Annotated in this window: 23 protein-coding genes; 11 read left to right on the forward strand and 12 right to left on the reverse strand. The window is 75.5% G+C overall.

The genetic code is table 11. From position 1 onward, the window contains the following. Positions 1-134: 134 nt before the first annotated feature. Genes IEX99_RS15600 through IEX99_RS15610 form a run of 3 tightly spaced genes read right to left on the reverse strand, consistent with a single transcriptional unit; the run spans position 135 to position 3,120 of the window. On the reverse strand, positions 135-1,637 hold the full coding sequence (locus IEX99_RS15600) for a tripartite tricarboxylate transporter permease (protein WP_188901931.1): 1,503 nt from the start codon (positions 1,635-1,637) through the stop codon (positions 135-137). A gap of 4 nt (positions 1,638-1,641) precedes the next feature. Then, positions 1,642-2,121: a tripartite tricarboxylate transporter TctB family protein gene (locus IEX99_RS15605; protein ID WP_188901933.1), complete on the reverse strand. Its 480-nt coding sequence runs from the start codon at positions 2,119-2,121 to the stop codon at positions 1,642-1,644. Positions 2,122-2,127: 6 nt separating this feature from the next. Next, positions 2,128-3,120, reverse strand: a complete 993-nt coding sequence (locus IEX99_RS15610) for a Bug family tripartite tricarboxylate transporter substrate binding protein (RefSeq protein WP_188901935.1) — start codon at positions 3,118-3,120, stop codon at positions 2,128-2,130. 252 nt (positions 3,121-3,372) lie between these two features. Between IEX99_RS15610 and IEX99_RS15615 the strand changes: the two genes are divergently transcribed. Then, positions 3,373-4,329, forward strand: a complete 957-nt coding sequence (locus IEX99_RS15615; RefSeq protein WP_188901937.1) for a ring-cleaving dioxygenase — start codon at positions 3,373-3,375, stop codon at positions 4,327-4,329. Positions 4,330-4,488: 159 nt separating this feature from the next. Here the strand turns inward: IEX99_RS15615 and IEX99_RS15620 are convergent, their stop codons facing one another. Together IEX99_RS15620 and IEX99_RS15625 are read right to left on the reverse strand one after the other, a co-directional pair. After that, the gene (locus tag IEX99_RS15620) at positions 4,489-5,469 is read right to left on the reverse strand and encodes a Bug family tripartite tricarboxylate transporter substrate binding protein (protein WP_188901939.1); all 981 of its coding nucleotides are present in this window, start codon (positions 5,467-5,469) and stop codon (positions 4,489-4,491) included. Positions 5,470-5,510: 41 nt separating this feature from the next. Next, positions 5,511-6,236, reverse strand: a complete 726-nt coding sequence (locus IEX99_RS15625; RefSeq protein ID WP_188901941.1) for an SDR family oxidoreductase — start codon at positions 6,234-6,236, stop codon at positions 5,511-5,513. A 240-nt stretch (positions 6,237-6,476) separates the two neighbouring features. Here IEX99_RS15625 and IEX99_RS15630 point away from each other — a divergent pair, with 240 nt between their 5' ends. The 3 genes from IEX99_RS15630 (at position 6,477) to IEX99_RS15640 (ending at position 11,833) form a co-directional block, all read left to right on the forward strand. Then, on the forward strand, positions 6,477-7,520 hold the full coding sequence (locus IEX99_RS15630; protein ID WP_188901943.1) for a hypothetical protein: 1,044 nt from the start codon (positions 6,477-6,479) through the stop codon (positions 7,518-7,520). A 112-nt stretch (positions 7,521-7,632) separates the two neighbouring features. Beyond that, positions 7,633-8,799, forward strand: a complete 1,167-nt coding sequence (locus tag IEX99_RS15635; protein ID WP_188901945.1) for a hypothetical protein — start codon at positions 7,633-7,635, stop codon at positions 8,797-8,799. 25 nt (positions 8,800-8,824) lie between these two features. Beyond that, positions 8,825-11,833: a caspase family protein gene (locus tag IEX99_RS15640; RefSeq protein ID WP_188901947.1), complete on the forward strand. Its 3,009-nt coding sequence runs from the start codon at positions 8,825-8,827 to the stop codon at positions 11,831-11,833. A 10-nt stretch (positions 11,834-11,843) separates the two neighbouring features. Here the strand turns inward: IEX99_RS15640 and IEX99_RS15645 are convergent, their stop codons facing one another. Together IEX99_RS15645 and IEX99_RS15650 are read right to left on the reverse strand one after the other, a co-directional pair. Beyond that, positions 11,844-12,830, reverse strand: coding sequence for a Bug family tripartite tricarboxylate transporter substrate binding protein (locus tag IEX99_RS15645; protein WP_188901949.1), 987 nt, complete (start codon positions 12,828-12,830; stop codon positions 11,844-11,846). An 81-nt stretch (positions 12,831-12,911) separates the two neighbouring features. Continuing rightward, positions 12,912-13,337 (reverse strand): hypothetical protein, encoded by a 426-nt coding sequence (locus tag IEX99_RS15650; protein WP_188901951.1) that lies wholly within the window; start codon positions 13,335-13,337, stop codon positions 12,912-12,914. A 491-nt stretch (positions 13,338-13,828) separates the two neighbouring features. Between IEX99_RS15650 and IEX99_RS15655 the strand changes: the two genes are divergently transcribed. The 3 genes from IEX99_RS15655 (at position 13,829) to IEX99_RS15665 (ending at position 16,368) form a co-directional block, all read left to right on the forward strand. Continuing rightward, positions 13,829-14,425 (forward strand): carboxymuconolactone decarboxylase family protein, encoded by a 597-nt coding sequence (locus IEX99_RS15655; protein WP_229678068.1) that lies wholly within the window; start codon positions 13,829-13,831, stop codon positions 14,423-14,425. Further along, the gene (locus IEX99_RS15660) at positions 14,422-15,312 is read left to right on the forward strand and encodes a polysaccharide deacetylase family protein (protein WP_188901953.1); all 891 of its coding nucleotides are present in this window, start codon (positions 14,422-14,424) and stop codon (positions 15,310-15,312) included. Before IEX99_RS15655 ends, IEX99_RS15660 begins: the two co-directional genes overlap by 4 nt. 72 nt (positions 15,313-15,384) lie before the next feature. Beyond that, a complete protein-coding gene (locus IEX99_RS15665; protein WP_188901955.1) occupies positions 15,385-16,368 on the forward strand; it encodes a Bug family tripartite tricarboxylate transporter substrate binding protein in 984 nt (327 codons plus the stop codon). Positions 16,369-16,386: 18 nt separating this feature from the next. On the opposite strand, the gene IEX99_RS15670 is transcribed toward IEX99_RS15665, so the two are convergent. From IEX99_RS15670 to IEX99_RS15680, 3 genes are all read right to left on the reverse strand, one after another. Next, positions 16,387-17,535 (reverse strand): thiolase C-terminal domain-containing protein, encoded by a 1,149-nt coding sequence (locus IEX99_RS15670; RefSeq protein ID WP_188901957.1) that lies wholly within the window; start codon positions 17,533-17,535, stop codon positions 16,387-16,389. Next, positions 17,532-17,957: a Zn-ribbon domain-containing OB-fold protein gene (locus tag IEX99_RS15675; RefSeq protein ID WP_188901959.1), complete on the reverse strand. Its 426-nt coding sequence runs from the start codon at positions 17,955-17,957 to the stop codon at positions 17,532-17,534. Before IEX99_RS15675 ends, IEX99_RS15670 begins: the two co-directional genes overlap by 4 nt. 96 nt (positions 17,958-18,053) lie before the next feature. Then, positions 18,054-18,695, reverse strand: coding sequence for a TetR/AcrR family transcriptional regulator (locus IEX99_RS15680; RefSeq protein ID WP_188901961.1), 642 nt, complete (start codon positions 18,693-18,695; stop codon positions 18,054-18,056). 309 nt (positions 18,696-19,004) lie between these two features. Between IEX99_RS15680 and IEX99_RS15685 the strand changes: the two genes are divergently transcribed. Both IEX99_RS15685 and IEX99_RS15690 read left to right on the forward strand, forming a co-directional pair. Next, positions 19,005-20,153, forward strand: coding sequence for an acyl-CoA dehydrogenase family protein (locus IEX99_RS15685; RefSeq protein WP_188901963.1), 1,149 nt, complete (start codon positions 19,005-19,007; stop codon positions 20,151-20,153). Positions 20,154-20,181: 28 nt separating this feature from the next. Continuing rightward, positions 20,182-20,586 carry a VOC family protein gene (locus IEX99_RS15690; RefSeq protein ID WP_188901965.1) on the forward strand — a complete coding sequence of 135 codons (405 nt, stop codon included), beginning with the start codon at positions 20,182-20,184 and terminating at the stop codon, positions 20,584-20,586. A 21-nt stretch (positions 20,587-20,607) separates the two neighbouring features. Here IEX99_RS15690 and IEX99_RS15695 read toward each other — a convergent pair whose 3' ends face one another. Next, complete coding sequence (locus tag IEX99_RS15695) at positions 20,608-21,630, reverse strand: Bug family tripartite tricarboxylate transporter substrate binding protein (protein ID WP_188901967.1); 1,023 nt, start codon at positions 21,628-21,630, stop codon at positions 20,608-20,610. Positions 21,631-21,974: 344 nt separating this feature from the next. Between IEX99_RS15695 and IEX99_RS15700 the strand changes: the two genes are divergently transcribed. Next, positions 21,975-22,478 (forward strand): CinA family protein, encoded by a 504-nt coding sequence (locus tag IEX99_RS15700; RefSeq protein WP_188901969.1) that lies wholly within the window; start codon positions 21,975-21,977, stop codon positions 22,476-22,478. Between the two features lie 321 nt (positions 22,479-22,799). Beyond that, entirely contained in the window at positions 22,800-23,477 is a 678-nt protein-coding gene (locus IEX99_RS15705) for a phosphoribosyltransferase (RefSeq protein WP_229678069.1), read from the forward strand. Between the two features lie 452 nt (positions 23,478-23,929). Here IEX99_RS15705 and IEX99_RS15710 read toward each other — a convergent pair whose 3' ends face one another. Further along, the gene (locus IEX99_RS15710; protein WP_188901973.1) at positions 23,930-24,778 is read right to left on the reverse strand and encodes an NAD(P)H-binding protein; all 849 of its coding nucleotides are present in this window, start codon (positions 24,776-24,778) and stop codon (positions 23,930-23,932) included. Between the last annotated feature and the right edge of the window lie 6 nt (positions 24,779-24,784).

The following is a 24,784-nucleotide window of genomic DNA, read 5'->3' on the forward strand; positions in this document are numbered from 1 at the left end:
CGCGGCGAACCCCCGCCGTCGCAGGTCGGCCCCCGGCGGCCCACGAAGGTTCCCGGGGGGACGCCGGCCGGCGCGACCGGCGCACCCGGTGGGGGTGCGCCTTCGGTTGCCCGGCGTCCCGCGTTCCGATCTTCCTACCCGTCCGCCACGGCCGGCTCCGGCCGCCCGCGCCGGCGCAGCGCGCCGACGACCGCGACGAGCAGCGCCACGCCCCACACCGCCGGCGCGATCGGGCCCTCGAGGAAATAGAAGGGGTCGCCCTGCGACAGGAACAGGCCCTCCCGCAGGTGCTTCTCGACCTCCGGCCCGAGGATCAGCCCCACGACCAGCGGCGCCAGCGGGACCCGGCATTTGTTGAAGGCGTAGCCCACCAGCCCCGCGCCCAGCAGCACCCACAGGTCGAGCATGCTGTTGTGCACGGAATAGGCCCCGATGCTCGCCACGATCAGCAGCATCGGCACGAAGAACCAGACCGGGATGCGCAGCAGCGAGACCCACACGCCGACCAGCGGCAGGTTCAGCACCAGCAGCATCACGTTGCCGATGTAGAGGCTCGCGATCAGGCCCCAGAAGATGTCGGGATGCTGCTGCACGAGGAGCGGCCCCGGCTGCACCCCCTGCACCATCATGGCGGAGATCATCAGCGCCCCGATCGGCGTGAAGGGGAGGCCGAGCGAGAGCAGCGGCACCAGGGCGCTGGTCGCCGCCGCGTTGTTGGCCGTCTCCGGCCCCGCCGCGCCCTCGATCGCGCCGTGGCCGATCTCCGCGCGGTGGCGGCTCACCGCCTGCTCGAGCCGGTAGGAGGCGAAGGAGGACAGGGTCGCCGCCGGCCCGGGGATCAGGCCGAAGAAGAAGCCGACGCCCGTGCCGCGCAGCCAGGGCGGCACCGCCCGCGCCCATTCGTCGCGCCGCGGGAACAGCTCGCGGAACCGGACCTTCACCAGCTCGGGGCGGCGGAGCGACGTCTCGACCAGGTTGAGGATCTCGGCGATGCCGTAGAGGCCGACGACGACCGGCACCAGCCCGATGCCCTCGGTCAGCTCCAGGACGCCGAAGGTGTAGCGGTTCTGGCCGGTGACCGCCTCCTGCCCCACCGTGCCGAGCGCCACGCCCAGCAGGCAGGAGAACCCGGCCGCCGCGAACGACCCGCCGGAGATGCGCGAGAGCACCAGCAGCCCGCCGGCGGTCAGCGCGAAGAACTCCGCCGGGCCGAACAGCAGCGCGACGGAGGCGAGCACCGGCGCGGCCACCAGCACGCCGACGATCGCAAGGGTCGCGCCGACGAAGGACCCCACGGCGACGATCGCGAGCACCGCCCCGGCGCGCCCCTTCTTCGTCAGCTTGTAGCCGTCGATCGCGGTGACGACGGAGGCGCTCTCGCCCGGGATGTTCATCAGGATGGCGGTGGTCGAGCCGCCGTACATCGAGCCGTAGAAGATGCCGGCCATCATGATCAGGCCGGTCGTCGGATCGAAGGCGAAGGTCAGCGGCAGCACCAGCGCGACGCCGGCGACCGGCCCGAGCCCCGGCAGCACGCCGATCGCCGTGCCGGCCAGCGCCCCCGCCAGGGCCGCCATCAGGTTCTGCGGCTGCACCGCGACGGAGAGGCCGAAGATCAGACCCTCGAGGGCGCCCATCGCGCTACATCCCCAACCAGTAGCCGAGTTCGCCGCGCGGCAGCGGCACCTGCAGCAGGCGCACGAAGAGGAACTGCGCCGCGACGGCGAGCGCTACCCCCGCGACGGCGGAGGCCGCCCACCCGCCGCGCAGCAGCCGGATCACGGCCGTGGCGAGGAGCGAGGCCGAGATCAGGTGGCCGATCCAGGGCATCGCGACGAAGTGCAGCGTAAGCGCGGCAAGCACGAGCACGACCCGCCGCGCCTCCTCGCCGGCCGGCAGGTCGAGCGGCGTGCCGTCGTCCCGCATCGCCCAGCCCTCCCTGAGCAGGCCGAGCGCGACGAGCGCGAGCAGCGGGCCGACCACCAGCGGGAACAGCCCGGGCCCCGGCATGTCCGCGCTGCCCAGCGGCAGCCCGAGGCCGGCGGCGGTGTAGCCGGCCGCCAGCAGCAGTCCGAGCAGGCCGATCGCGGCCCGCCCGGTGCGCTGCGTCAAAGCGGTCACGGCCGATCAGGAGCGCTGGTTCAGGAAGGCCAGCAGCTCGCGGAAGGTGTCGTGGTACTCGACCAGCTCCGCCTTCATCGCGTCGCCCACCTTGGGGTCCAGCGTGTAGCCGTTGTTGCGCGCGAAGGCGATGAACTCCGGCGTCGCGACCGCCTCGCGCGAGGTCCTGGTCAGCTTCTCCTGCACCTCGGCCGGCAGGCCCTTCGGCGCGATCACGTAGTAGGCGGCGGGCAGCGTCACGTCGTAGCCGGCCTCGACCGAGGATGCCGCGTCCGGGAACATCTCGTACCTGCCGCGCTGGAAGACGGCGAGGACGCGGACCTTCCCCGCCTCCACCTGTCCCCTGACCGAGGGGCCGTAGCCGCAATTCGCCTCGACCCGTCCGCCGAGCAGCGCGAGCAGCGCCTCGCCGCCGCCGCCGGTGAAGGGGACGGTCGAGATCTGCACGTTGGCCTTGCGGTTGAGCTGCTGGATGGTGAGGTCGGGCATCGTCCTGAGGCCCGAGACCGAGGCCCGCACGCGCCGGGGATTGGCGCGCACATGCGCCATGAACTCCTCGAAGTTGCGCCACGGCGCGTCGGCGCGCACGGCGAGCACGGCGGGCAGGTCCACGAGCTTCACCACGGAGGTGAAGTCGTCCGCGCTGCTCCAGGCGAGGCCCTGGTTGATCAGGGGCTGGAACATCAGCGAGGAGTTGGAGCCGAGCCCGATCGTGTGCCCGTCCGGCCGTGCCCGGATGACCGTGCCGGTGCCGATGGTGGCGGCGCCGCCCGGCTTGTTCTCCACCGCGATGTTGACGCCGAGGATCTTCTCGAGTTGCGCGCAGAAGGCCCGGCTGATCGGGTCGGTGGAGCCGCCGGGGCCGTAGGGCACGATGAAGGTGATGTCGCGCGAGGGCCAGGCGGCAGCATGCGAGCGGCGCGGCGCGGCGCCCAGCGCGGCGGCGGCGCCCGCCGCCAGCAGGCCGCGGCGCGGCAGGGGGAAGGGAAGCGGACTCATCCGGACGACCTCCGTATCGTTCCCGCCATTGCTTGCTCCCTGCCGGCCAGCAGGGCAAGCCCGCGGTGCGCCGCGAGGCGGGCAGGGCGCCGCGGCGGCCGCGCCGACCCCGCCTTCCCGTCGCCCGCCCCTGCGCCCAATTCGATCGCGCCGGCAGCCGGGGGTGGGCGACGGGCGTTGCCATGCCCGGCGGGATTCCCACCGCGGCACGCCGGGGCGCCCCCGGCGCGCCAGCCGGCAGAGGACGAGGCGATGCAGCTGCACGGGATCCACCACCTCACCGCGGTCACGGCGGACGCGCGCGGCAACCACGCCTTCTACACGCGCATCCTCGGCCTGCGGCTGGTCAAGAAGACCGTCAACCAGGACGACGTCTCCGCCTACCACCTCTTCTACGCGGACGGCGCCGGCAGCCCCGGCACCGACATCACCTTCTTCGACTGGCCGATGGAGCGGGAGCGGCGCGGCACCGGCGCGATCGTGCGCACCGGCCTGCGGGTTCCCGGCGAGGCCGCCCTCGCCTGGTGGAGTGCCCGCCTCGGCGAGGCCGGCCTGGTGCGTGGGGCGGCCCGCGAGGTGGACGGGCGGCTGTCGCTCGACTTCGAGGACCCCGAGGGACAGCGCCTGGCGCTGGTGGCGGACGCGGACGGCGCTGCCGGTGGCAGCCCCTTCCATCCCTGGGCGCGCAGCCCGGTGCCGGAGGCGCACCAGATCCGCGGCCTCGGGCCGGTCACGCTCAGCGTTCCCGATGCCGCGCCCTCCGATGCCTTCCTCACCGAGGTGATGGGGATGCGCCGCGCGCGGCAATTCGCCGCGCCCGACGCGCCGGACGTTGCGGTGCATGTCTATGCGATGGGCGAGGGCGGCCCCGCGGCGGAGCTCCACCTCCGCGTCGAGCCGGACCTGCCGCGGGCGCGGCTCGGCGCGGGCGGCGTCCACCACGTCGCCTTCCGCACGCGCGACGAGGAGTACGGCCACTGGGTGGACCGGCTGCGCCGCCTCGGCGTGCGCTCGAGCGGACCGGTGGACCGCTACTGGTTCCGCAGCCTCTACGTGCGCGAGCCCAACGGCGTCCTCTACGAGATCGCGACCGACGGTCCGGGCTTCGCCGCCGACGAGCCGCTCGAGGCGCTGGGCGAGCGGCTCTCGCTCCCGCCCTTCCTCGAACCGCGGCGGGCGGAGATCGAGCGCGGCCTGAAGCCGCTCTGACCGGCCCGGGCGGACTACTGGGCGCGGGCCGGCCGGCAGGGTTGACGCGGTCGCCCGCTTCGCCCGACAGGATCGGGTCATGCTCAGCGTCATACGCCCCGGCGGCCGCCCTTCCCGACCGACCCGTGCCGACCGACGCGCGGGACGGGCCTTGCGCGGCTACTCCACCCTGACGCCGGCCGCGCGGACCACGGGCCTCCACTTCTCGATGTCGCGCACCACGATGGCAGCGAACTCCTCCGGCGTGTTCCCGACCGGCTCGGCGCCGAGCTGGATGATCCTTTCCCGCATCTCGGCCGTGCGCAGCGCGGCCACCGTCTCCCGGTGGAGGCGGTCCACGATCGGACGGGGCGTGCCGGCGGGGGCGAACAGGCCGAACCAGGCCACCACCTCGTAGTCGGGCAGCCCGGCCTCGCGCATGGTCGGCAGGTCCGGCAGCGCCACCGCCCGCTGCGGCCCGGTCACCGCGAGGGCCCGCAGGCGGCCGTCGCGGATGTGGCCGATCGCGGAGGGGAGGTTGTCCCACATCACCTGGACGCCCTGCGCCGCGACCAGCGCGGCCAGGGCCGGGCCGCTGCCGCGGTAGGGCACGTGCACGAGCTGCAGCCCCGCCCGCTGGGCGAACAGCTCCCCGGAAAGGTGGGGCGAATTCCCGGTGCCGGAGGAGCCGAAGAACACCTGCCCCGGCCGCGCCTTGGCCCAGTCGATGAACTCCCGCACCGTGCGCGCCGGAACCGAGGGATGCACCACCATCACGTTCGGCACCTGGGCGACCATGCTGATCGCCTGGAAGTCCCTCACCGTGTCGATCGGCATGTTGGCGTAGACGGAGGGGTTGATCGTCATGTTCCCCGCCGTGCCCATCTGCAGCGTGTGGCCGTCGGGCGGGCTCTTCGCGACCGCCTCGGCGCCGATGTTGCCGGCGGCGCCGCTGCGGTTCTCCACCACGACCGGCTGGCCGAGCGCGGGATGCAGCCGCTCGGCCAGAAGCCGGGCGAGGATGTCCGTGGTGCCGCCGGGCGGGTAGCCGACGACGATCCGGATCGGCCGCGTCGGCCAGTTCGCCGTGCCCTGCTGCGCCCGCGCGGCGATCGGCAGGCTGCCGATCGCCGCGGCAAGCGCCCTTCGCGTGATCCGCATCCGTTTCCTCCCTCCTACCCTTCGTTCGGGGCGCGGGTCGGCTAGAGGTGGAGCTGGCCGGCGCTCGCTCCTCCGCAGACGAACAGCGTCTGGCCCGTGGTGAAGGCGGCGTCGTCGGACAGGAAGTAGTCCACCGCCGCCGCCACCTCCTCCGGCCGGCCCATGCGGCCCATCGGCACCGCGGCGAGCAGGGCCCGCGTGTGCGGCGCGTCGGGCGGGTTGTCGCGGCGGAACATCGCGGTCTCCACCGGTCCGGGCGCGACGCAGTTGACGGTGATGTTCCGTGCGGCGAGCTCCAGCGCCCAGGTGCGGGTGAACCCGACCAGCGCCGCCTTCGCGCCCGCGTAGGACGTGGCGCCCGGGCGGCCGAGCAGCGAGCGCGACGCGATGTTGACGATGCGCCCCGCTCCCGCCGCCTCCATCGCCGGAAGCACGGCCTGCGCGCACTGCAGCGCCGCGCGCGCGTTGACGGCGACCACGCGGTCGAAGGCGTCGAGCGCGACCTCGCCGAGCGGCTGGATCTCGCTGAGGCCGGCGTTGTTGACGAGGCGCGTGACGCGGTGGCGCGCCGTCAGCGCGGCGAGCATCGCCGCCGTTGCCGCGGCGTCCGCGAGGTCGGCCGTGAACAGCGGCGCCGGGAAGCTCGGGTCGGCGTTCCTGGCGACGCCGATCACCGCTTCGCCGCGCGCCAGCAGGCGGCCGACGATGGCGCGGCCGATGCCGCGGGTCGCGCCGGTGACGAGGGTGGCGGTGCGGCCGTCCTCCATGCGCCGAGACTACGCACCCCGCAGCGAGGGCGCAAACCGTCGCCCGCCGGCGGAGGGGCACCGGGGTCCGCCTCGCCTCGGCGCCTGCCCGCCGCGTCGGGCGACGTCGGGGCCGGCCGCGCGCCGCCTGCTGACCCGCGCATCGCGGCCGGCGCCGGCGAAGCAACGTTCGCTTTGCCGCGACGCGCAACCGTTGGTAGAGTGCGCCTTCTGCCGAGCCCCTTCCCAGCGGAGCGTCCCATGCCGCGCCTGCGCCGCCCCCTCGCCGCCCTGACCGCAGCCTCGCTGCTGCTCACCGCCTGCACGACGCGGGAGATGCGGATCGGCGCCGACGACGGCTCGGACGCCTGCTACCAGCGGCGGGTGCAGCTCGACAGCACCGGCGACTTCTTCGCCGAGGACATCATTCGCGGGGCGGTGATCGGCGCGGCCGGCGGGGCGATCCTCGGCGGGCTGATCGCGGCGGCGCGCGGCGGCCGGGGCGGGGACGTCGCGGCGGGCGCCGGGATCGGGGCGCTGGCCGGCGGCGCGGCCGGCGCGGTCGGCGGCTACCTCACGGCGCGGCAACGCCAGGCGCGCGACCAGGCGGAGCTCACCGCGCTGATCGGCAACGACCTCGCGCGCGAGAACGCGGAGCTCGAGCGCGCCCAGCTCGCCTTCGACCTCCTGATGGACTGCCGCTTCCAGCAGGCCGCGGCCATCCGCGAGGCGCACCGGCGCGGCGCGCTGCCGACGCCGGCGGCGCAGGCCCAGCTCGCGCGGCTACGCGAGCAGGCGCAGGCCGACATCGCGCTGGCGCGCCTGGTCAACCAGCGCATCGCGACGCGGGGGGCGGAGTTCGACACCGCGATCGCGACCATCGCGCCCGACGTCAAGGCCGACTACGAGGCGCGCAAGGCGGCCGCGCAGCGCACCGTGGTCAGCGCCCAGGCGCGCCAGCCCGTGGTCGTGCGCCTGCGGCCCGACCCGAACGCGCCGGAGGTCGCCCGCGTCGCGGCGCGCGAGCCGGTGCGGCTGCGCCCGGCCACCGCCGGCTTCGCCAAGGTCGAGACCGAGTCCGGACAGGTGATCGGCTACGCGCCGGCGAACGCCTTCGGCACGCGCGCCACCGGCGCGCCGGTTCGCCTCGGCGCGGCTCCCCCCGTGCCGCCGCCGGCGGCCGGCGCCACCGATGCGCGCTCCCTCGCGGCCAGCAACATCGCGCGGCGGGACAACTTCGCCGAGAGCGTCGGCACCGCCGAGGCCGCGCTCCGCGGCGGCGGCGGGTTCGAGCTCGCGACCTGACGCCGCCGCGGAGCGCGCGGCGGAGCGGAGCGCGGGCGCCGGGGCGCGAACGGGTTGGCGACGCCGCGCGGGCGCTGTTACCCTGCCGTCGCAATCACGACGGGGGTGCTCGATGTCGACCGAAGGCCTGGAGCGGAATCGTTCGCGCCGCGGTAGACCGACCATCGCCTGCGCTGCCGCGGCGGCGCTCGTGCTCAACGCCTGCGCCCAGGCCGATCCGCCGGGCGGCGGCGACGCGACGGCGGCGCGCGAGACGCGCGAGCAGCGGATCGGCCCCGACGACGGCCGCGACGCCTGCCGTCCGCAGCTCGTGCGGTTCGACAGTGCGGGCGAGTTCTTCGCCGGGCCGATCATCGCCGGCGCCGCGCTCGGCGCCGCCGCCGGGGCCGGCGCCGCGGCGGCGTTCCCGCGCACCGGTCCGATCAGCGCCCTGATCGGGCTTGCCGTCGGTGCCGGCGTGGGCGCGGCGGCGGGTGCGGCGGTGGGGAGCTACCTCGAGCAGCGCCGGCGCGAGGCCGGCGAGGATGAGGCGGCGCTCAGTCGCCTCGTCGCCAGCGATCTCGAGCGGGAGAATGCCGGCCTCGACCAGGCCCAGCGCGCCTTCGACGATCTCCTCGACTGCCGCGTGCGCACCGCGCAGGAGGTGCGCGAGGCGGCGCGCAGCGGCGCCCTGCCGGCGCCGGAGGCACAGGCGCGGCTCGCCGAGATCCAGGAGCGCACGCGGCGCGACGTGGAGCTGGCGAAGCGCGTCACCGCCCGGGTCGGCGAACGCGGCAGCGACCTCGACACCGCGATCGACGCCTTGGCGCCGGAGGTGCGCCCCCAGGTCGCCAGCGCGAACGCCGCGGCGCAGGCCGTCGTCGTGCCGGCGGTGGCGGTCGCGCCCGTGCCCGTGCGCGTGCGGCCCGATCCCGTCGCGCCGGCCGTCGCGCAGGTGCCGCCGCGCCAGCCGGTGCAGGTGCGCCCGGCGCGGACGCCTGGCTTCGCCGTGGTGGAGACGGAGAGCGGGCAGCGGCTCGGCTACGCGCCGGTCGAGGCGTTCGCCACGCGCGGCGCCGGTTCGGCAGCGCCGGTGCGGCTGGCCGCGCCGGCCTCGCCCTTCGCCCTGCCGCCGGGCGCGGCCGCGCCCGCGGCCGCCGCGCCGGAGGCGGGCGCCGCGGCCCCGGCAGGGCGGTTGCGCTCGCTCGCCGCGACCAACATCGCGCGGCGCGATAACTTCATCGAGAGCGTCCGCAATGCCGAGAGCCTGGCCACCCGGGGCTTCGAGACGGCGATCTGACGGCCGGGCGGGCGCGGGCGGGGAATTGCCCGCCGGGCTGACGCGGCGGTCCGCCCTGGCGCTCGGCCTGCTGTTGCCGGCGCTGTCCGCCGCGCGGGTGCCGCGGGCGCAGGGCGCCGCCGGCGCGCCGCCGGCGCGGCCCTTCCTGCGCGTCGAGGCGGGGGCGCACATCGCGCCGGTGGCGCGGCTCGCCACCGATGCCGCGGGGCGGCTGCTCGCCAGCGTCTCGGACGACAAGACCCTCCGCCTCTGGTCGTTGCCGGAGGGGACGCCGCGCGGCGTGCTGCGCCCGCCCATCGGCCCCGAGGCGGAGGGCGAACTCTACGCCGTCGCGCTCTCGCCCGACGGCAGCCGGGCCTTCGCCGGCGGCTTCACCGCGCACGCCTGGGACGGCGCCTTCGCGATCTACGTCTTCGACATCCAGGGCGGGCGGCTGACGGCGCGGCTTGGCGGCCTGCCGGCGCCGGTGGTGCATCTGGCCGTCTCCCCGGACGGCGGCCGCTTCGCCGCCGCCATGGGCGGGCGCGCGGGCGTGAAGGCGTGGGACGCGCGCACCGGGCGCCTCGTCTTCGAGGACACCGCCTATGAGGCGCCGGTGCGCATGGTGGCGTTCGAGGCGGGCGGGCGTCTCGCCGCCAGCGCGGCGGACGGGCGCGTGCGGATCTACGACGCGCAGGGGCGCAAGACCGCGGAGCGCGCCCCGACACAGGGCGCGCGGCCCTTCGGCATCGCCTGGTCGCCGGACGGCACGCTGCTGGCCGTCGGGTTCGAGGACCGGTTGCGGGTGGAGGTCCTCGCCGCCTCCGACCTGCGCGGCGTGCTGGCGCCGGACGTCGCCGGCCTGCGCGGCGAGGGGCTGCCGGCGGTCGCCTGGGCCTCCGACGGGCGGGGAGGCGTGCAGCTGTACGCCGCGGGCTACGCGCGAAGCGGCGGCGAGGCCGCGGGCGCCGCCGCCGCGCAGGGCGGAACCCGGGGGGCGGTGCGCGTCGCAGGGACGCGCGCCGCCGCGCAGGGCGGGGCCGGGCAGCAGTTCGTGGTGCGGCGGTGGGCGGATTTCGGCCTCGGCCCGCCGACCGACATCCCTGCCGCACGCGACGCGATCGCCCAGCTTCTGGCGCTGCCGCAGGGCGGCCTCGCCTTCGCCGCGGCCGATCCGGGCTGGGGGCGGATCGCGCCCGACGGAACGCTCGCGCTTGCGCCGCGTCCCCCGGTCGGGGACTTCCGCAACACGGGGGCGACGCTCGCCGCCTCGCAGGACGCGCTGCGCGTGCGCTTCCGGCTGCGTCCCGACGCCCCGCCGCTGGTATTCGACGCCGGCTGGGGCCGGCTCGAGCCCGACGCCGCCGACGGCGCCGGCTTCATCCCGGCGCGGACGCAGAGCCCGAGGCTGCCGCTGGCGGACTGGCGCAACTCCAACCGTCCGCGGCTCGGCCAGACCCCGCTGCGGCTCGGCCTCGGGGAGTTCGCGCGCAGCGCGGCGATCTCGGCCGGCGACGAGGTCATCCTGATCGGCACCGACAACCATCTGCGGCTGTTCGACGCGGCGGGCCGCCTGCTCGACGCCGCGCCGACCTCGGGCGCCGTATGGGGGCTGACCATCGTCGGCACCGTGGCGGTGACGATGCAGGGCGACGGGACGGTGCGCTGGTACGACCTGGTGGGCGGCCAGATCGCCGAGCGCGCGGCGCTGTTCGTGCACGCGGACGGACGCCGCTGGGTGCTGTGGACGCCGGAGGGCCTGTTCGACCATGCGCCGCAGGGCGGGCAGGAGCTGGTCGGCGTGCACCTCAACAACGGCCGGGCGCAGACGCCGGAATGGGCGAGCTTCGCCCAGGCCTATCGCGCGCTCTACGCGCCGGCGGCAGTGCGGGCGCGGATCGCCGGCGACGCCGCGCCGGCGCGCGAGCGGATCGCGCAGCTCGGCGACGTGCGGGCGCGGATCGGCCGCGCGCCGGTGCTGCGCGGGGGCGCGGCATGCGCGGTGCTGCCGGACGGCGCCTGCGTGCCGCTGGCCTGGGACGCGACCATGCTGCCGGCGGAGGCGACGGCGCTCCGCCTTTCCTTCGTGGCGCAGGACCGGGGCCTCGGCCTCGGGCCGCTCGACGTGATGGTGAACGACCGCATCGCGGTGCGCGCCGCGCCCGGCGCCGGACAGACCGAGGTGGAGGTGCCGCTCGATCCCGGCCCCAACCGGATCGTGACCCGGCTCTACGCCGACGACCGCACGCTGTTCGCCGAGGGGCCGACGCTGGAGCTGCGCCGCCCCGGCGATCCCGAACCGCCCGCCGGGGCCGGGCGCCTGGTGATGGTCGCCGTGGGGGTGGACCGCTACGCCGACGAGCGGCTCAACCTGCGCTTCGCGGTGGCGGACGCGCGCGGCGTCGCCGAGACGCTGCGGACCGCCGGGCGCGGGCTGTTCCGCGACGTGTCCGTGACCCTGCTGACCGACCGCGAGGCGACGCGCGAGGGCGTGCTGGCGGCGCTGGCGCAGGCGGCGCAGGGCGTGCGGCCGGAGGACACCTTCGTGCTCTACCTCGCCGGCCACGGGGTGCTGACGGACACGGACCGGCGGTTCCTCTTCCTGCCCTCCAACGTGGGCGACGTGTCCAACTGGGAGGCGCTGCGGCGCGCCTCGCTCGACGAGGACACGCTGGTCTCCGCGCTCGCGCGCATCCGCGCGCGCGACGGCTTCCTGTTCATCGACACCTGCTATGCGGGCCAGGTGGCGGTCGATTCGCTCGCCGCCGTGGGCAACGAGACGGGGCGGTTCCTGCTTGCCGCCAGCACCAGCGTCCAGGAAGCGCTGGACAGCTACGACGACCGCAACGGGGTGTTCGCCTACGCCGTGCGGGAGGGGCTGCGCGGCAGGGCGGCGGTGGATTCGGACGGGCGGGTGAGCGCGCTCGCGCTCGGCGAGTGGGTGACGCGGCGGGTGCCGCAGCTCGCGGCGGAGAAGCAGCACCGGCAGAACGCGGTGTTCCGCACCGCGCAACGGGACCTGAGGAGCTTCCCGCTGGCGCTCGTCCGCCGGTAGCGGCCGAGCCTCACGCGATGCGGATGCCGGCCTCGCGCACGACGCGGGCCCAGGTCGCCATCTCCTCGGCGACGAAGGCGGCGAAGGCCTCGCGCGGCTCGCCGCCGGGCGCCGAGCCGGAGGCGATGATGCGCTCGCGCAGGTCGGGAGCGGCGAGGGCCTCGGCCAGCGCGGCGTGCAGCCGGGCGACGACGGGCTCCGGCGTGCGGGCGGGCAGGAAGGCGCCGACCCAGGTCTCGGCGGTGAAGCCCGGCACCGTCTCGGCCACCGTCGGGACGTCGGGGAAGGAGGGGACGCGGCGCGGCGCCGTCACCGCGATGGGCCGGATCTGACCGCCGCGGACCAGGGGCGAGGCGGAGGTCATGGAATCGAACCCGACCTGCACGTTGCCGGCGGCGAGGTCCTGCAGCCCCGGTCCCGATCCCCGGTAGGGCACGAACTGGAGGCTCACGCGGGTCAGCAGGCGGAACTGCTCGGCCGCGAGGTGCGGCCCGCCGCCCGGCGAGCCCGCAGTGTAGTTCAGCCGCCCCGGATGGGCGCGCGCATGGTCGAGCAGCTCGGCGATGCTGCGTACCGGCAGCGACGGCGTGACGGTGACGAAGAGCGGCGTGCGCCCGAGCGAGGTGACGGGGATGAAGGCGCTCGCGACGTCGTAGCCGATCCTCGCCCCGTGCGTCGCGGGCAACGTCGTCTGCGCCTGCGCGTTGATCAGGACGGTGTGGCCGTCGGGCGCGGCGCGCGCGACCTCGCCCATGCCGATCAGGCCGGAGGCGCCGCTCCGGTTCTCCACCACCACGGTCCAGCCGCGCAGCTCGGCGAGCTTCTGCGCGACCATGCGGCCGAGGATGTCGGTCGGTCCGCCGGGCGGAAACGCGACGACGAAGCGGATCGGACCGGACGGGAAGGCGGGCTGGGTGCGGGCCATGCGCCGGGCCGGCAACACGACGGCGACGGGCGATAGCGACGCGGCGAGCGCCGTGCGGCGGGAGATGGACATGTCTCGGCGCGCCTCCCTCCGACCCGTCCGGTGGCCGGCCGGCCGACGCTATCACGCGGCGGCGGCGCGAGGCCACGCGAATCAGGCCGGTGGTGGGACCGCGACGCAGCCGCCCCCGCGCCAAGTGTAGCCGGCGACGCGGCCGCCCGCGATCTCGAAGGTCACGCTGCAGCCGGGGGGCGGGTGGATATAGGCGGGCGAGAAGGCGAGGCCCGTCCCCACGCCGACGCCCGTGCCGCGCCAGCCGCCGAAGCCGTAGCCGAAGCCGAGGCCGAAGACCGGCTCGACCTGCACCGGCCCGCGCACGCCGAGCCTCTCGTACTGCAGGAAGCGCCGGCCGTCCGGGGTGCGGTACTCTCCGTCGGGGATGCCGATGGCGCGCACCAGCTCCGCCTCCTCGAGGCCGACCAGCGCGCGCATGCGCGCGTCGAACCCGGCCGCCGTGGCGCAGGCGGCGAGGGCGAGCGGGACGAGCAACGACAGGGCGGCGGGGCGTCGGCGCGTCATGGCGGCGATGTGGGGCGAGGACGGCGTGCCGCCAAGCGCAGGACGATTCGGCGGCCTCATCGGGACAGGCGCCGTGCGCCCCTTGCGTCGGTGCCGTGCCGTCGTCTGCGCGGCCGGCGCGGTGCGCTGCTTCCGCCTGGGGGTCGTCGCGAAGGCCCGGCGCGCGACCAGCCGAAAGGGCGAGCGAGGGCGTCCGCTGCGGAGCCATCGGGGAGGCCTTTGTGCTGGGCGCGCATCGCGCAGCGGAGCGGGGAGCGGCGGCGGGTCCAACGAAGCCGAGGAGGAAGCCGAGGAGGACGCGGAGCGTCGCCGGCACGACGGCAAGGCGGATGCGGAACACGGTCGCACGCCGGATGCGCCGCTCGCGGTGGCGCGGCGCCTTGCGCGGCCGCCGGGCGGACCGTCCCGAGGTCGGGTTGGCGCGCGCGGAAGGGGCGGGTAGCCTCGGCGCACGGCCGCGCCCCGGCGCGGCGGTTGGAGGACACATCCGCATGAGCAGCGCCAGCGCCGCCCCGAATCCCTCCGAGGGCCGTTTCCCGCCGATCCCGCCCGAACGCATGAGCCCGGAGCAACGCAGCGTGGCCGAGGCGATCGCCGGCGGGCCGCGCGGCGGGCTGCGCGGGCCGTTCAACACGCTGCTGCGGAGCCCGGTGCTGGCCGACCGCTTCCAGCGCGTCGGCGAATACCTCCGCTTCAACAGCTCCATCCCCCCCGCACTCAACGAGTTCGCCATCCTCATCACGGCGCGCGAGTGGTCGGCCCAGTACGAGTGGTACGCACACCACCGCTTGGCCATGCAGGCCGGCCTGTCGCCCGCGATCGCGCAGGCGGTGGCCGAGGGGCGCCGCCCCGAGGGGATGAGCGAGGACGAGGCGCTGGTCTACGACTTCTGCACCGAGCTGCACCGCACCCGCACCGTCTCGGACGCGACCTTCGAGCGCGCCAAGGCGCGGTTCGGCGAGCAGGGCGTGGTGGACCTGATCGGGGTCAGCGGCTACTACGTCGCGGTGGCGATGGTGCTGAACGTCGCCCAGGTGCCGCTGCCGGAGGGGGTGGCGCCGCCGCTCGCGCCGCTGCCGCCGCGATGACGGTCGAGGCCGACCGCGTCCTGCGCCCCACGGAGGCGTTCCGCTGGCCCGGCGGGGCGCGCGTCGCGATCGTCTTCAACGTCGCCTATGAGGGCTGGTCGGAGGGCCAGGCGCCGGGGATCGGGCCGATGGGCAATCCGCTGCGGCCCGGCGTGTTCGACGCCAACGCCGCCTCCTGGGCGCTCTACGGACCGGTGAAGGGGATCTGGCGCGGGCTGGAGATCGCGGCGCGCCACGGCGTGCGGCTCTCCGTCATGACCAACGGGGTGCTCGCCGAGAAGTGGCCCGAGACGGTGCGCGCGATCCACCGCGCGGGCCACGAGGTCGTCGCGCACTCCTACGGGATGGACGTGATCCCCGCCTATCTCGACGAGGCGCAGCAGCGCGAGAACATCCGCCGCACCACCGGGCTGATCGCCGACCTCACCGGCGAGGCGCCGCGGGGCTGGATCAGCCCGCGCGGCACCGGCAGCGCCATCCATGCGCGGCTGCTCGCCGAGGCCGGCTACCTGCACCACGGCGACTGCAACGACGACGACCTGCCGCACCTGGAGCGATTCGGGGGCGGGGCGGAGATCGTCGGGGTGCCGCTGACGATGGACGTCAACGACCTCCCCAGCGCGGTCCGCTACGGCAACACCGCGCGCGCGATGCTGGAGGCGTTCGAGGACGCCTTCGCGGCGCTGATCGGGCGCGAGACGCGGCCGGCGATGCTCGACGTGACGATCCACGCGCATGTGTACGGCCGCCCGGCCGGCGCCTGGGTGTTCGACGAGATCATGCGCCGCGTGCGCGCCGCCGCGCCGGAGGAAGTCTGGACCGGAACGCGGCTGGAGGCGGCGCGGCACCTGCTGGCGCAGCGGGAGGCGCTGCAAGCTTCGCCCTGAGCCTCGGCTGCTTGACAGCCGCTGCGCGGTCTTCGCATCGTTGCCGCCATCGCAATCGGGGAGGAACGGACGATGGCGCAACGGCTCACGCGCCGGGCGATGCTTGCCGCCGCCACGGGCATCGGTCTGGCTGCCGCGCGCCGCGGCCACGCGCAGGGGAACTGGCCGGAGCGCCCCGTCACCATCGTCGTCTGCTTCCCGCCGGGCGGGGCGACCGACATCCTCGCGCGCATCGTCGCCCAGCCGCTCGGCGAGGCCCTCGGCAAGCCCGTGGTGGTGGAGAACCGCGGCGGCGCGGGCGGCAACATCGGCATGGGCTACGTCGCGCGCCAGGCGCCGGACGGCTACACCCTCCTCGCCACCTCCAGCGCCTACGTCGTCAACCCGAGCCTCTATCCCAACACGCCCTACGATCCGTTCCGCGACTTCGCGCCGATCGGCGAGCTCGGCGCGGCGCCGAACGTGATCGCGGTGCGGCCGGATTCGCCCTTCGCGAGCGTCGCCGACATCATCGCCCATGCGCGCGCCAACCCGGGCAAGCTGAACTTCACCACCTCCGGCGTCGGCACGACGCCGCATCTCGCCGGCGAGGTGTTCAAGCTGCGCACCGGGATCGAGATGGAGCACGTGCCCTTCTCGGGCGCGGGGCCGGCGACGCAGGCGGTGCTCGCCGGCACGGTGCCGATCTACTTCACCGCCTTCGGCTCGATCGGCCAGCAGGTGCGCGCGGGCCAGCTCCGCGTGCTGGCGCAGACCGGCGCGCAGCGCATGGAGGACCTCTCCGACGTGCCGACCCTCGGCGAGCTCGGCATCCGCGACGCGGTGTCGGAGACCTTCCTCGCCCTCTTCGCCGTCGCGGGGACGCCGCAGCCGATTCTCGTCCGGCTGGCGAACGAGGTCGAGGCGATCCTGCGCCGCCCGGCGATCCGCGAACGCTTCCGCCAGACCGGGACGCCCGTCACCGGCGGCGGCCCCGCGGCGCTGCGCGCCCGCGTGGAGCGCGAGGTGCCGATGTGGCGCGAGGTGATCCGCCAGGCGGGCATCCGCATCGGGTAGGGCGCGGCGCCCGCCCGCTCAGGGCCGCTCGCGGCCGAGCACGATCGTGCCGCTGGCGCCGAACATGCCGCCCACGCCGTGGCAGACGCTGATGCGCACGCCCGGCACCTGCGCCGGCGCGGTGCCGCGCACCTGGCGGACGCTCTCCTGCAGGGCGAACATCCCGTACATGCCGGTGTGGGTGTAGCTGAGGCCGCCGCCGTTGGTGTTGACCGGCAGCCTGCCGCCGGGCGCGGTGTTGCGGTCCCAGATGAAGCGCGCCGCCTCGCCGCGCGGGACGAAGCCGAGGTCCTCGAGCCCGTAGAGCGGCAGGTGCGCGAAGGCGTCGTAGATCATCAGGTGGTCCACGTCCCTGTGCGCGATGCCGGCCGTGCGGAAGGCCTCCGGCCCCGCGACGCGGAAGGCGCGGGAGGAGGTGAAGTCCTGCATCTGGCTCACCATCGGCGTCTCGACGCTCTCGCCGGAGCCGAGGATGTACACCGGCCGCGTCGGGAAGTCCCTGGCGCGGTCCGCGCTCGTCAGGATCAGCGCGCCGCCGCCGTCGGTGACCAGGCAGCACTGCAGCAGGCGGAAGGGGTAGGCGATCATGCGCGAGTTCAGCACGTCCTCGACCGTGATCGGGTCGCGGTACATGGCGCGCGGGTTCCGCGCCGCCCATTCGCGCTGGATCACGGCGACCATGGCGAGCTGCTCGTGCGTGACGCCGTAGGTCTTCATGTAGCGCAGCACGGGGATGGGGAAGAGCGTCGGCGGGCCCATCGGGCCGAAGGGCATCTCGAACTGCCCCGCGAGGCTGCCGGGCTCGATGAGGCGGGGCATCGCCGCGACGCGCGAGCGGCCGCTCTCGCCATGCGTGATCAGCACGGTGGAGCAGTAGCCGGCGTGGATCGCCGCCGCCGCGTGGCGGACATGCAGCATGAAGGAGCAGCCGCCGACGCCGGTGCCGTCCACCCATCTCGGCGTGAGGCCGAGGTAGTGCGCGAGCATCTGCGGCCGCATCGGGCCGACGCAGGCGAGGCCGTCTATGTCCCCCGGCCTCAGCCCCGTCTCCGCCATCGCGTTCAGCGCGGCGTCGGCGTGCAGGCCGATCTCCGAGAGGTGGGGGATGACGCCGAGCTCCGTGGTCTCGGCGGCGCCGACGATGGCGATGGAGCCGGGCGGGATCATCGGGGGGCGGCGTCCCTGGCGGGGCGGAACAGCGGCAGGGTGATGGTCTCGTCCATCGGCACGAAGACCGCCTCGAGCGGCATGTCGAGGACCAGCGCCTCCGGCGTCTGCGGGCAGTCCACGATGTTGGTCATCATCCGCGGCCCCTCCTCCAGCTCCACCACGGCGATGGCGTAGGGCGGCGTGAAGCCGGGCACCGGGCGGTGGTGGATGACGTAGCTGAAAAGGCGCGCGCGGCCGCTCGCGGCGAAGACCTCCACCTTGCGCGAGCCGCAGGCCGGGCAGAAGGGGCGCGGCGGGAAGTAGGGCCGCGCGCAGTCGGCGCAGCGCTGCAGGCGGATCTCGCCGGCGCGCGTGCCCTCCCAGAAGTGCCTCGTCTCGGGCGTGGGCTCGGGCCGCGCGCGGCCGGGCGGCAGGGTCATGGGCCGGATGCTCCTGTCAGCGGCTGGCGCGGTGCCGCGCCTCGCGGCGCAAGCCTTCCGCGTCGCGCGGGGAAGGGCAAGGGCGGCGTGCCGCCCTCACGCGGGGGCCGACAGGCCGGCGCAGAGGAACGGCACGATCCGCTCCACCGCCGTCTCGAAATCGCCCGAGTCGCAGGCGCCGCCCGACATCGCCTCCAGCCGTCCGGTGCGCAGCAGCGTGTAGCGGTAGGCGCCCATCATGAAGTAGAGGCGCCAGTACAGCGTCTCCGGCGGCAGGTGCGGCAGGGCGCGGCGGAACGCCTCGGTGTAGGCGAGGGTGGTCGCGTCGTAGACCTGGCTCAGCACCTCGCGGGCGATGTCGTCGGGCTCGGTGTGCAGGCGGGCGTGCATGCCCATGGTGGCGCGGCCCTCGGGCGTGCGGCCGTTGAGCATGAAGGGCGTGACGAAGGCGCGCACCAGGACCTCGAGCGGGATGTCGCCCTCGGGCCAGCGCGCCTTGGCCTCCTCCAGCGCGCGGCGGCGGGCCTCGGTCACCGGCTCGGCGCCGCGACGGTAGGCGGCGATGTAGAGTTCGCGCTTCGATCCGAAGTAGTAGTGGACCTGGGCGAGGTTCACGCCCGCGCCCTGGGCGATGGCGCGGGTGGAGGTGGCGGCGTAGCCCTGCTCCGCGAACAGCGTCTGGGCGACGGCGAGGATGCGGTCGCGCACGCTCGGCGCGGTCTCAGCGCTCGCCTTCACCCCTGTCGCCCTTCCTTCCCTGCACTCGGCCGCGCGCGTTCGCGTGATCGGTGCGACCTTAGTCGGCGCGACGAAGCGGCACAATCCGCGCCGCGCCGCGTCCGGAGGCGCGGGGAGGCCTTGCCGCTTGACAGGCGTGCGGCGGCCGCCCGATTCTTGGTCGGTCGCCTGATCTAGATTTCGGGGCCGCGGCATGGGCGGCCCCATGCCGTGCGACAGGGAGGCAGGGCGAGGATGAGCGCCGTACGCGAACTCGGCGGAGCCCGCGCAGCGGTGGCCGCAGCCGCCGCACGGGCGCGGCCCCACGCAATGGAACGCACGCGCGCCCTGCTGCCCGCGATCGCGGCCGCCGCGCCGCGCATCGAGGCCGAGCGGCGCCTGCCGCCGGACCTGCTCGCCGCGCTGCACGAGAACGGGCTGTTCCGCACCCTGCTGCCGCGCGGCCTCGGCGGCGACGAACTGCCGCCGCACGAGTACGTGCGGATCACCGAGGCGATCGCGAGCGCCGACGCCTCCACCGCCTGGTGCATCGGCCAGGCCTCCGGCTGCTCCCTCGCCGCGGCCTACATGCGGCCGGAGATCGCGCGCGAGATCTGGGGGCCGCCGGATGCCGTCGTCGCCTGGGGGGCGCAGTTCGGCGATGCGATCGCGGTGCCGGTCCCCGGCGGCTACCGCGTCACCGGCACCTGGCACTTCGCGAGCGGCGGCCACCACGCCACCTGGTTCGGCGGCCACTGCCACCTGCGCGAGCCCGACGGCTCGCTCCGCCTCGGCGAGGACGGCGTGCCGATCGAGCGCACCATGATGTTCCCCGCCGGCACGGCGCCGCTCAAGGACGTCTGGCGCGTCGTCGGGCTGCGCGGCACCGGCAGCGACACCTATTCGGTCAAGGACCTGTTCGTGCCGGAGGAATACTCGGTCGGGCGCGACCTGCCGGAGGAGCGGGTGCTGCCGAACCCGCTCTACAAGTTCACCTCGACGCATCTCTACTGCTCCGGCTTCGCCGGCGTCGCGCTCGGCATCGCGCGCGGCATGCTCGATGCGCTGATCGCGCTGGCGCGGGAGAAGACGCCGCGCGTCACCCGCCGCCTGCTACGCGACAGCGAGGTGCTGCGCCACCAGATCGCCGAGTGCGAGGCCAAGCTCCGCTCCGCCCGCGCCTTCCTGCAGGAGGCGCTGCGCGAGGCCTGGGAGGAGGCCGAGCGCGGCGAGGAGCTCTCGCTCGAGCGGCGGGTGATGATCCGCCTTTCCTCCACCTCCGCCATCCACCGCGCCAAGGAGGTGGCGGAGGTCGCCTACCACGAGGCGGGGGCGACGGCGATCTTCGAGGACAACCCGTTCGAGCGCCGCATGCGCGACATGCACGCCGCGGCGCAGCAGCTCCAGGGGCGCACCGCGCACATCGAGCTGTGCGGCCAGTACTTCGTGGGGCTCACGCCCCGCATGCGGTTCCTGTGATGCCGACGAGGGGAGGAAGGAGGTCGCGATGGGCCTCAACGCGCTGAACCACTACACGATCCGGCCGGCGGACCTGGAGCGGACGAAGAATTTCTACGTCGAGGTCCTCGGCCTCGAGGTCGGCTACCGCCCGCCGCTCGCCTTCCCCGGCTACTGGCTGTACTGCGGCGGCCAGCCGACGGTGCACCTGATCGGTCCGCGCGCGCAGGACGAGGGCAGACCGCCGCGCCGGCCGGGCGAGACCGGGCTGCTCGACCACATCGCCTTCTCGTGCACGGGCCTCGCGGAGATTCGCGAAAGGCTGCGCAAGAACGATGTGAGGTTCGAGGAGCGGGTGATCCCGCGCGACCGCCAGACCCAGCTCTTCCTCCACGATCCCGACGGCGTCGCGGTCGAGCTGAACTTCCCCCCGGAGGAGACGACCGCGGCCTGAGCGGCGCGGGTGGCCGCGCCGCTATCCCTCCATCGGAATGCCGGCACGCTGGATCAGGTCGCGCCACATCGGCACCTCGCGCGCGATCCGCTCGGCGAGGGCTGCCGGGCCCGCGGCGCGGATTTCGAAGCCGGCGTTGAGCAGCCGCGTCCGCGTCGCCGGCTCGTTGAGCGCGGCGATCGTCTCGCGCGCCAGGCGGTCGACGATCGGGGCGGGCGTGCCGGCGGGCGCGAGCAGGCCCTGGAAGGTCTCCGAGACGAAGCCGGGATAGCCGAGTTCCAGCATCGTCGGCACGTCCGGCAGGTCGTGCCAGCGCTGTTCGCCGGTGACCGCGAGGGCGCGCAGCGCGCCGGAGCGGATCTGCGGGTGTGCCGGCGGCAGCGCGGTGACGCCGACCGGCGTCGTGCCGCTGAGCAGCGACTGGATCGCCAGGGCGGCGCTGTTGTGGGGGATCTGCACGAACTCGATGCCGGCGCGGATCTGCAGAAGCTCCGCCGTGAGGTGCGGCGTGGAGCCGAGCCCGGGATTGGCGAAGTTGAGCTTCTCCGGCGTCGCCTTCGCCTTGGCGATCAGCTCCTCCATGGTGCGGATGCCGGAGCCGGGATGCGCGAGGATGACGTTGGGCGAGGCGCCGAGCTCGGTGATCGGCGCGAAGTCGCGGACCGGGTCGTAGCCCGGGTTGCGGAACAGGCTGACGTTGACGACGAAGCCGGTGGAGGTGACGAGCAGCGTGTGGCCGTCCGGCGCCTGGCGCGCGACGTAGGAGACGCCGACATTCCCGCCGCCGCCCGGGCGGTTCTCCACCACCACCGGCTGACCGAGCGCCGCGTTCAGCCCGTTGGCGACGACGCGGCCCATCACGTCGGTCGGACCTCCCGGCCCGAAGGGGACGACGATCCGCACGGGACGGGTGGGATAGTTCGCCGCCTGGGCGTGCCCTGCGCGCGGCCTCGCGCCGAACGCGGCGCCCCCGGCGAGCAGCACGGCGAGGTCGCGCCGGTGCAGGAAGACCGCGCCCGCGCGGCGCGCTGGCGTGCTCGACATCGCTCGACGTTCCTCCTCCGCATGGCGCCCTTGGGAGCGGGCGCTCGCCGCATGGAACATGGGAAGCGGCTGCAGGGCAAGTCAAGCGCTGCACCGACGGGGCCGTTGACCGCCCGCGTGCCGCGGGGCGTAAGCTGGTGCACGAATGCGGGGAGAAGGGCCGCGTGCGCGACGGAGCGGCCGCAACGGGCGGACGCTCGCCGCCGACGCCCAAGCGGCCGGTCGGCCACGACCGCCGGGGAGCCACGTGTACCCTGCCCGCTGCTGGCCCGGAGGCGCTCCCCGGACCCGCATCGTCCCCGTCCGGACCGTCGAACCGCAGTGACCGAGGAGGAACGTCGCCGATGGAGATCCTGCTGCCCCGCGCCGCGAAGGCCGCTGCGCTGCTCAAGGCGCGCGGCGAGACGCTTGCCGTGGCCGAGTCCTCGACCGGCGGGCTGATCTCCGCCGCGCTGCTCGCCCAGCCCGGGGCCTCGGCCTACTTCCGTGGCGGCGGCGTGATCTATACGCGCCCGGCGCGCGCCGGGCTGCTCGGGATCGGGGATGCGGACCTCGCCGGGTTCCGCCCCTCGACCGAGCGCTACGCCGTGCTGCTCGCGGAGCGCGCGCGGGAGCGGATGGGCGGCAGCGTCTGGGGCCTCGGCGAGAGCGGAGCGACGGGACCGACCGGCAACCGCTATGGCGATCCCGCGGGGCACGGTTGCATCGCGGTCGCCGGCCCCGGCGGGGCGCGCGCGATCACGCTGGAGACCGGCAGCGCGGACCGGGTCGCCAACATGCGCGCCTTCGCGATCGCCGCGCTGGACCTGCTGATCGGCGCGCTCGAGGCGGCGCCACCACGGCCCTGAGATCGCACGGCCGCGTCCCGGCCTGCCGCCCGGTCCGGCGCGTTCCGGGAACGACCGCGGCGCGATGCGTGAACGCCCTGGCGCCTGGCCATCCGGGGGTGTTCCATGGTTCCGGGCCGGGCTCGCCGTACGCGTGTCGCGCGACGGACGCAACGGCGCCGGGACCGTATGCGGAGCGTGCGCGCGGCAGCGCGCGAACGCCGCGGCCCGGACGCGGCTCCGCGGCGTGCCGCCGGAGCGGCACGCCCCGGGCGCCGCCGCCAGGTCGGATCGGCGCGCGGACCCTGCGCGCGGGAGAGCGGACGGCAAGCGATGGCGCACATGTTCAAGGGAACCAGGATCTTCCGGAACCGCGAGGAGGCCGGCGCGTGGCTCGCCGAGCGCCTCGTCCAACTGGCACCCGAGCGGCCGGTGGTGCTGGCCCTGCCGCGCGGCGGGGTGCCGGTGGCGGCGCCGATCGCGCGCGCCCTCGACGCGCCCCTGGCGTTGCTCCTGGTCCGCAAGCTCGGCGCGCCGGTCAATCCGGAGCTGGCGATCGGCGCCGTGGTCGACGGCACGCCGCCGCAGACGGTGCTGAACCGCGACATCATAGCCGCGCTCCGCGTGGACGAGGAGACGATCGAGCGTGAGCGTCAGCGCCAGCTTGCCGAGATCGAGCGCCGCCGCGCGGCGCTTCTCGGCGCGGCGCCGGGGGCCGTTCCGCCGCCCCTTGCCGGTCGCGTGGCGATCGTGGTGGACGACGGCGTGGCCACCGGCGCGACCGCCGCGGCGGCCCTTGCCGGGCTGCGCCGCGCGGGGGTCGCGCGCGCGGTGCTGGCGGTGCCCGTCATCGCGGCCGACGCCGCCGCGCGGTTCCGCGCCGAGGGGACGGAACTCGTCGCCCTGTCCGAGCCGCAGGCGCTTGGCGCCGTCGGCGCCTACTACCGCGACTTCCACCAGCTCGACGACGCGGAGGTCGTGGCGCTGCTGAAGGAGGCCTCGGCCGCGCGACGCGGCTGAGCGATGGGGCGATTCCCGGAACCGCCGCCGCCCCGGGAACGCATGGCCGCGCCGCGCGCTTCGCGCGGCGATGGATGGCCACAGCGAGGAGCCGCGCCATGGCATCGTGTCCGGAACAGAGCCCCGGCCAGCGCAAGACCGTCCAGCGGGTCATGCACGAGTTCAAGCACGGCGAACTGCGCACCGCGCGCGGCATGCGGAAGGCGCGCAACCCGAAACAGGCGATCGCCATCGCCATGCGCGAGGAGGGCCAGGCGTGCGACCGCCGCAACCTGGCGCGGACCAAGGCGCGCGACCGCGCCGGCGCGGCCGGCGCGGTCGCGGCGGCGATGGCGGAGGCCGGACGCGTGCCGAGCTCTATGCGGAGGCCGGCCGGCTCGCGTTCCCGGTGGGGCCTGCCGCGGCGTCGCGCTCGGCGCGCGGCGGCCGGATGCGCTTCCCGCCCCATCGCCTCAACGGGCCGCGACGAAGGTGCGCGCAAGCCCTTCCGCGAGCGGCATCGGCGTCACGCCCAGGGTGCGGCGCATCGGGCCGATGTCGAAGGCCTTGTCCTCCAGCAGGCGGCGCACCTCGTCCGCGCGGATGCGCGGGACGCCGGGAAGGAGGCGCGTCAGCGGCGCGAGCAGGCGCAGCGGCGCGCCCGGCACCGCCAGCACGGGCGGCGGCCGCAGCCCCGCGGCGCGCGCGACGGCGGCGAGGAAGTCGCGGTAGGGCAGGGGCTCCGGCCCCGCGATCACGATGGCCTCCGCCCGCCGCCAGGGGTGGCGCAGCGCGGCGAGGAGGCAGCGCGTGACGTCCTCCTGGTGGATCGGCTGCACCAGGGCGCGGCCGCCGCCCGGCAAAGGCGCGACGGGCAGGCGGCGCAGCAGGGCGGCGAGGCGCTGCACGTTGTCCTCGCCCTCGGCGCCGTAGATCATCGTCGGGTGCAGCATGACGCCGGGGCGGTGGCCGGCGAGGAAGGCCGCCTCGCCCGCGCGCACGCCGTCGCCATGCGCGTCCGGCCAGCGCGAGAAGCGGCGCGTGGAGCCCATGAGGACGAGGCGCGCCTCGGCCGGCGCGGCGGCGAGGATCGCGGGCGCCCAGCGGGCGTGGGCGCAGGAGACGACGCGCCGCGCGCCGGCGAGCGCGGCGCGCAGGCGTTCGGGGTCGCGCAGGTCGGCGACGCGCGGCGCGGCGCCGAGGCCGAGGGCGGCCCACTTCGCGGCATCGCGCACCACCGGGACGTAGGCCTCGCCGGCGGCGGCGAGGGCGCGGCAGAGCGCGGCGCCGGAGCGGCCGGAGGCGCCGAGGACGGCGATCACGACGGC

It is taken from the genome of Caldovatus sediminis, assembly GCF_014644455.1.
GTDB lineage: Bacteria > Pseudomonadota > Alphaproteobacteria > Acetobacterales > Acetobacteraceae > Caldovatus > Caldovatus sediminis.

Coding starts and splice junctions, on each gene's coding strand:
- IEX99_RS15700 (WP_188901969.1), top strand. CDS start 21,975: ATGGAGATCCTGCTGCCCCGCGCCGCGAAGGCCGCTGCGCTGCTCAAG.
- IEX99_RS15615 (WP_188901937.1), top strand. CDS start 3,373: ATGCAGCTGCACGGGATCCACCACCTCACCGCGGTCACGGCGGACGCG.
- IEX99_RS15655 (WP_229678068.1), top strand. CDS start 13,829: ATGAGCAGCGCCAGCGCCGCCCCGAATCCCTCCGAGGGCCGTTTCCCG.
- IEX99_RS15635 (WP_188901945.1), top strand. CDS start 7,633: ATGTCGACCGAAGGCCTGGAGCGGAATCGTTCGCGCCGCGGTAGACCG.
- IEX99_RS15675 (WP_188901959.1), bottom strand. CDS start 17,957: ATGACCCTGCCGCCCGGCCGCGCGCGGCCCGAGCCCACGCCCGAGACG.
- IEX99_RS15630 (WP_188901943.1), top strand. CDS start 6,477: ATGCCGCGCCTGCGCCGCCCCCTCGCCGCCCTGACCGCAGCCTCGCTG.
- IEX99_RS15660 (WP_188901953.1), top strand. CDS start 14,422: ATGACGGTCGAGGCCGACCGCGTCCTGCGCCCCACGGAGGCGTTCCGC.
- IEX99_RS15695 (WP_188901967.1), bottom strand. CDS start 21,630: ATGTCGAGCACGCCAGCGCGCCGCGCGGGCGCGGTCTTCCTGCACCGG.
- IEX99_RS15600 (WP_188901931.1), bottom strand. CDS start 1,637: ATGGGCGCCCTCGAGGGTCTGATCTTCGGCCTCTCCGTCGCGGTGCAG.
- IEX99_RS15650 (WP_188901951.1), bottom strand. CDS start 13,337: ATGACGCGCCGACGCCCCGCCGCCCTGTCGTTGCTCGTCCCGCTCGCC.
- IEX99_RS15685 (WP_188901963.1), top strand. CDS start 19,005: ATGGAACGCACGCGCGCCCTGCTGCCCGCGATCGCGGCCGCCGCGCCG.
- IEX99_RS15690 (WP_188901965.1), top strand. CDS start 20,182: ATGGGCCTCAACGCGCTGAACCACTACACGATCCGGCCGGCGGACCTG.
- IEX99_RS15625 (WP_188901941.1), bottom strand. CDS start 6,236: ATGGAGGACGGCCGCACCGCCACCCTCGTCACCGGCGCGACCCGCGGC.
- IEX99_RS15705 (WP_229678069.1), top strand. CDS start 22,800: ATGTTCAAGGGAACCAGGATCTTCCGGAACCGCGAGGAGGCCGGCGCG.
- IEX99_RS15610 (WP_188901935.1), bottom strand. CDS start 3,120: ATGAGTCCGCTTCCCTTCCCCCTGCCGCGCCGCGGCCTGCTGGCGGCG.
- IEX99_RS15620 (WP_188901939.1), bottom strand. CDS start 5,469: ATGCGGATCACGCGAAGGGCGCTTGCCGCGGCGATCGGCAGCCTGCCG.
- IEX99_RS15665 (WP_188901955.1), top strand. CDS start 15,385: ATGGCGCAACGGCTCACGCGCCGGGCGATGCTTGCCGCCGCCACGGGC.
- IEX99_RS15645 (WP_188901949.1), bottom strand. CDS start 12,830: ATGTCCATCTCCCGCCGCACGGCGCTCGCCGCGTCGCTATCGCCCGTC.
- IEX99_RS15670 (WP_188901957.1), bottom strand. CDS start 17,535: ATGATCCCGCCCGGCTCCATCGCCATCGTCGGCGCCGCCGAGACCACG.